Raw genomic sequence first — 6,171 nt, 5'->3', positions numbered from 1 at the left:
AGTTAAGCTCTTTAGCGCCGATGGTACTTGGTGGGAAGCTGCCTGGGAGAGTAGGACGTAGCCGCGTAATCTTTTTTATATTTAGAAAATCAAGTTTTTATTTTAGCCTAGAATTGTATATTCTAGGCTTTTTATGTTTTTAAAATTATTTTGTGCTAGAATGAAAGTGTATATTATATATTGTAAAGGCGTGATAAATATGGGAATATTAGAGGCTTTAAAACAACAAGACATAAATACCAAATTGCTAGAAGATGCACTGTATTTTAAAAAGTATCATAAATTAGATAGTTCATTAAGTTATAGAATTTCACAATCGAAAAATTATTTTTATGGCAAAAAAATATGGGAGATGTGTATATGTGCAATACTTGAAGGAGAAAACATACTGTTATCAGGTCCAAAAGCAACAGGAAAAAATTTATTAGCTGATAATTTATCTGAATTATTTGGGCGACCTAAATGGAATACTTCATTTCATGTAAATACGGATAGCTCAACTTTAATAGGAACTGATACATTTATAGACAATGAGGTTAAGTTAAGAAGAGGTTCTGTATATGAATGTGCGATTCATGGAGGATTTGGAATATTTGATGAAATAAACATGGCTAAGAATGATGCTATTGCAGTTCTGCATTCAGCACTAGATTATAGAAGAATAATTGATGTTCCAGGTTATCAATGCATAAATTTACATCCTGCAACTAGATTTATAGGAACTATGAATTATGAATATGCAGGTACAAAAGAATTAAATGAAGCGTTAGTATCAAGGTTTATGGTTATAGATATACCTGAAATAGAAGAAGAAAAATTAATGCTGATTTTAAATAATGAGTTTAAAGATGCTGATATTGATAAGTTAAGTCAATTTGCAGGAATATTTTTAGATTTACAATTAAAATCTCAAAATGGAGAGATATCAAGTAAACCTATTGATTTAAGAGGTATTATCGCTTCTCTAAAAACAATAAAAAGAGGATTGAGACCATTATTAGCTATTGACATGGGCATAACTGGTAAAACTTTTGATTCATATGAAAAGGAAATAGTAGGAGATATTATAAAAACAAGAATACCAAAAGAATGGACAAGTAAAGATATATTTCCAAATATAAATAATATATAAATAGCTGGTGAAACTATGGAATGGATATATAATGATTATGAATTTGAGAATAGAGTTAAAAACTTAGCTTGGACTATTTCAGGAAATTATAATAAAGATATATTTATATCTGAAGAATACTATGGATCAAAAAATATAGAACTGTATATTGCGATTATGTCAGGTGCTAGATATAAATATGTAAAATGGGATGAAGTTGAAAAATACTTGAGTAATAGGATAAGTAAAGGATATGATTCAAAAATAATAATAGGATTAGTTCAAGTTATTTTAAATAAAATTGTAGAAGAAAAATTAATAAATGATAGACCGGGTATAAAAGATATAAGGAAAGAAGCATATAAAGATATTTTAGATAAATTAAAGTTAATATATAAAGATGATTTAATACAGAAAATAAAATATGTTTTTATGTTAGAAGGTATGGGAAAACATCCAGTAATAGATGGGGTTAGCTTAAAGGTTGTAAATAGTATTAAATCTATTGATTTAAATCAACCTATTATAGAAATTTTAAATGATATTGATAAAATTTATTTACAATTTTTTAGAGTTGAAGTTGATAGAAACAAGAATGAAAAAGAAAATTACATAGAAAAAAATATAAAATCAAGTATTAGTACATTTTCAGATTTTATGTATGAAGAACTCTACGAAAAAGATAAATCAGAGATGATAAAAAATGAAATTAATAAATTATCACCAAAGATGCTAATTGAAGGTAGTATTGAAGCAAATGAAAATATAAATATTAACTCTAATGATAGAATCATATATATAGATAAAGAAAGTTTAGATAAGATATATAGAAAAATGGAATACTACTATGGAAAATCTTATTTAAGTAAAAGCGAAGTAAAGAAAATAGAAAGTAGAAATTGTAGAAAGATACATGAAGGATGTAGGGTTCATTTTACAGATGGAGTATTAAGAAGTAAGTGTGAAAATACTGCTAAAGTTAAATATGTAATTAGGCAAAAAGAAAATAATATAAAAAAGTTTAGTGATAATGTAAAGATACATAAAAGAAATATATTAAAATTGAAAGAAAGTTTATCTAGAGTACTTATAGAAGAAAATGAAAGCAGTAGAGTATACCCAGATTATGGAACAGTTTGTGCAAATAGAGTATGGAGAGTGATAAAAAGTAATAATAAAAAAATTTTTTATAAAGATATTAAAAATGAAAAAGGAAAATTTGTAATTGATATATTACTAGACTCAAGTGGATCTCAAATTAGAAATCAAGCTAGTGTTGCTATACAAGCATATACAATTGCTTGTGCACTTACTATGATGGGTATACCAAATAGGGTTATGGGTTTTTCGAGTTTTATGGATTACACAATAATAAAAAAGTTTAAGGACTATGAGGATAAACTATCAGAAACTGAAAATATATTTGAATATTTTTGTGCAGGAAATAATAGAGATGGACTAGCAATTAAATCTGTTTGTGATAAATTATTAGAGAGAAGAGAAGAGAAGAAAATAAAATACTAATAGTTTTAAGTGATGGAAAACCTAATGATGTAAAAATAGGTAAAGATAGAGAGCGCATCATAAACACACAAAAGGTATACAAGGGAACTGTAGGGATAAAAGACACTGCTAGTGAAATAAGAAGAGCTAGACAACAAGGTATATTAGTTTTAGGTGTTTTCACAGGCAGTGAAAGTGATTTGCAATCACAAAGATATATATATGGTAAAGATTTTGTATATATTAAGAACATAGATAGATTTTCGGATATAGTTTCTATTTATCTAAAAAAGATAATCAGAAATTAATTTAAAATTTGGTATTAACTAAAATTTAAAAAAATTAAAAATTTATGTTTAATTAAAAATGCATCGGGTATATATATACTATAACAAGTTGATAATAAATAAGAATTAAATTAAAATTAATATAGAGAAGTTCAAAGGGAGGATTTTAATATGAAAAAATTTGTTTGTACAGTATGTGGATATATACATGAAGGAGAAACAGCACCAGAAATTTGTCCAGTATGTAAGGTAGGAGCTGACAAGTTCGAAGAAATGAAAGGTGAAATGGTTTGGGCTGATGAGCACAGAATAGGAGTAGCTCAAGGAATAGATCCAGAAGTAGTAGAAGGATTAAGAGCTAACTTTGTAGGAGAATGTACAGAAGTAGGAATGTACTTAGCGATGAGCCGTCAAGCGGATAGAGAAGGATTCCCAGAAGTAGCAGAAGCATACAAGAGAATAGCATTTGAAGAAGCAGAGCATGCAGCTAAGTTTGCAGAGTTATTAGGAGAAGTAGTAGTAGCAGATACACAAGCTAACTTAAAAGCTAGAGTAGAAGCAGAGTATGGAGCAACTGATGGAAAATTAAAATTAGCTAAGAAAGCTAAAGAATTAGGACTAGATGCTATACATGATACAGTTCATGAAATGTGTAAAGATGAAGCAAGACATGGTAAAGCGTTCTTAGGATTATTAAATAGACATTTTGAAAAATAATAATTAGATTTTAATAAATAAATTAAAATGTTTAATATATATGTACATGGGATATATATATTACTAGAAAGTTAGAGATTAATAATATTTAAAAAATTAAGGTTGAAATTAATAAGATATAATATATAAATTTAGGAGGATTTTAATATGAAAAAATTTGTTTGTACAGTATGTGGATATATACATGAAGGAGAAACAGCACCAGAAATTTGTCCAGTATGTAAGGTAGGAGCTGACAAGTTCGAAGAAATGAAAGGTGAAATGGTTTGGGCTGATGAGCATAGAATAGGAGTAGCTCAAGGGGTAGATCCAGAAGTAGTAGAAGGATTAAGAGCTAACTTCGTAGGAGAATGTACAGAAGTAGGAATGTACTTAGCAATGAGCCGTCAAGCAGATAGAGAAGGATTCCCAGAAGTAGCAGAAGCATACAAGAGAATAGCATTTGAAGAAGCAGAGCATGCAGCTAAGTTTGCAGAGTTATTAGGAGAAGTAGTAGTAGCAGATACACAAGCTAACTTAAAAGCTAGAGTAGAAGCAGAGTATGGAGCAACTGATGGAAAATTAAAATTAGCTAAGAAAGCTAAAGAATTAGGACTAGATGCTATACATGATACAGTTCATGAAATGTGTAAAGATGAAGCAAGACATGGTAAAGCATTCTTAGGATTATTAAACAGACACTTTGGAAAATAATAATTAATATAAAAAGACCTAATATTAGTAGTAAAAGTCTACTGATGTTAGGTCTTTTTTATTTAGAATAAATAAATTAAAAAATATTTGCTTAAATATATATAGATATGATAAAAAAATAACAAAATTTAATTTGTTAATATTAATTTAAAACTAAGTTTTTTGATATATATTAAACTTATTATAATATAGTTTTAAAAAAATGATATAATAAATTTAATAAAAAAGAAAAGGTTTTATAATATGAAAAATCTTATCTGGATTATAAATAAGTTAAAATAAAATGCAAACAAAAGCGAGGAGGCATATATGAAAGACTTATTAGAATTAAATCCTATAATTTGTGCGATAAAAAGTGATGAACATTTAAATGATGCGGCGAATTCAGATGGAGATATTATATTTTTATTAAATGAAGATATCATTAACTTAAAAGAAAAAATAAGTTTTCTACATCAACATAATAAGAAAGTATTTGTTCATATTGACATGATAACAGGACTTTCTTCAAGTCCAATAGCTGTAGATTATATGAAAAATGAATTTAATTTAGACGGAATAATAACTACGAAAACTAATATAGTAAAAAGAGCTATAGAATTAGATTTGAAGGTTGTTCAGAGATTTTTCTTTATAGATTCTATGTCACTTGAGAATGCTATTGAAAGTTTAAGAAGAGTAAAACCTGATGCAATAGAAATCATGCCTGGTGTAATACAAAAAGTAATAAAAAAAATGAATAAAACTTATCCAAATGTACCTATAATATGTGGTGGACTTATTGATAGAAAAGAAGAAATAATAGGTGGATTATCAGCAGGAGCTATGGCAATTTCTACTACAGATATAGATATGTGGTAAATGGAATTAATTAGTAATTTCAACACTTGTAACTATTTAGTTTATTAAATATCTAACAAAGTATTTTATTGACGGGAAAATGTTTTCGTGATAGCATTTAATTAAATTAAATATTGGCTAGAGAAAAGAGAGCCCTATAAATATTATAGGAGCTCTCTGTTTTTTTGCTATATTTGACTAATCATATAAAATATCAAAGGAGGTATTTAATTTGAAGAAGACTCTGTTAGGAGAATGTATTTCTGAATTTATTGGAGCATGGATATTAATATTTATAGGATGTGGAGCAGTAGCATCTATGGTACTAAGTGGAGCTAGTATTTCTCAGTGGGAAATTGGTATAATATGGGGATTAGCTGTAACAATAGCTATATATGTAACAGGTGCCGTTTCAGGAACTCATATAAACCCAGCCGTAACAATAGCAATGATGATACACAGGGATTTTCCAAAAAATAAAGTAATACCGTATATAATATCTCAAGTATTAGGATGTTTTGCAGGTGCTGCAACAGTTTACCTATTATTTAATAAATTATTTATATCTTTTGAAAGTGCAAATGGTATAGTAAGAGCAAGTGCAAATGGTATCTCTACAGCATCTATATTTTCTACTTATCCAAATTCAGCACTAAATTCATTTGATGCATTATTAGTAGAAACGTTAATAACTATGTTACTAGTAATTGTAATATTAGCAGTAGGTGAAGAAAAAAATTCTAACAAGCCTATGTCAAATTTAGCACCAGTTTTTATAGGTATAACAATAGCAATAATAGGATCGAGTTTTGGAATATTAACAGGATTTGCAATGAATCCAGCAAGAGATTTTGGACCAAAGATGTTTGCTGTTTTAGCTGGTTGGGGAAGTGGAGCATTAGGACCTAATATGTATTTCTGGGTACCTATAGTAGGACCTATAATAGGAGCTATTCTTGCAGGTTTTGTATTTGATAAAGGAATTAAAAAATATATGAAATAAATACTAACTAGTTTTAA

The 6,171-nt window shown here is 27.8% G+C and carries 6 protein-coding genes; all 6 read left to right on the top strand.

The window, feature by feature from the left end:
• The first annotated feature begins 199 nt into the window (after positions 1-199).
• A complete protein-coding gene (locus ACEXNK_RS14360) occupies positions 200-1,132 on the top strand; it encodes an AAA family ATPase (RefSeq protein WP_373599518.1) in 933 nt (310 codons plus the stop codon).
• 15 nt (positions 1,133-1,147) lie between these two features.
• Complete coding sequence (locus ACEXNK_RS14355) at positions 1,148-2,635, top strand: nitric oxide reductase activation-like protein (RefSeq protein ID WP_373599519.1); 1,488 nt, start codon at positions 1,148-1,150, stop codon at positions 2,633-2,635.
• A 437-nt stretch (positions 2,636-3,072) separates the two neighbouring features.
• Positions 3,073-3,618 carry an NADH peroxidase gene (locus ACEXNK_RS14350; RefSeq protein WP_373599520.1) on the top strand — a complete coding sequence of 182 codons (546 nt, stop codon included), beginning with the start codon at positions 3,073-3,075 and terminating at the stop codon, positions 3,616-3,618.
• A gap of 147 nt (positions 3,619-3,765) precedes the next feature.
• Positions 3,766-4,311 carry an NADH peroxidase gene (locus ACEXNK_RS14345; RefSeq protein WP_373599521.1) on the top strand — a complete coding sequence of 182 codons (546 nt, stop codon included), beginning with the start codon at positions 3,766-3,768 and terminating at the stop codon, positions 4,309-4,311.
• A 309-nt stretch (positions 4,312-4,620) separates the two neighbouring features.
• Positions 4,621-5,172 (top strand): glycerol-3-phosphate responsive antiterminator, encoded by a 552-nt coding sequence (locus ACEXNK_RS14340; RefSeq protein ID WP_373599522.1) that lies wholly within the window; start codon positions 4,621-4,623, stop codon positions 5,170-5,172.
• Between the two features lie 211 nt (positions 5,173-5,383).
• Positions 5,384-6,154, top strand: coding sequence for an MIP/aquaporin family protein (locus ACEXNK_RS14335; RefSeq protein WP_373599523.1), 771 nt, complete (start codon positions 5,384-5,386; stop codon positions 6,152-6,154).
• Positions 6,155-6,171: the final 17 nt, after the last annotated feature.

The organism is Paraclostridium bifermentans (genome assembly GCF_964259345.1).
Classification (GTDB): Bacteria; Bacillota; Clostridia; order Peptostreptococcales; family Peptostreptococcaceae; genus Paraclostridium; species Paraclostridium bifermentans_B.
The sequence above is the reverse complement of the archived record's forward strand: the minus strand, read 5'-3'. Positions and strand labels throughout refer to the sequence as shown.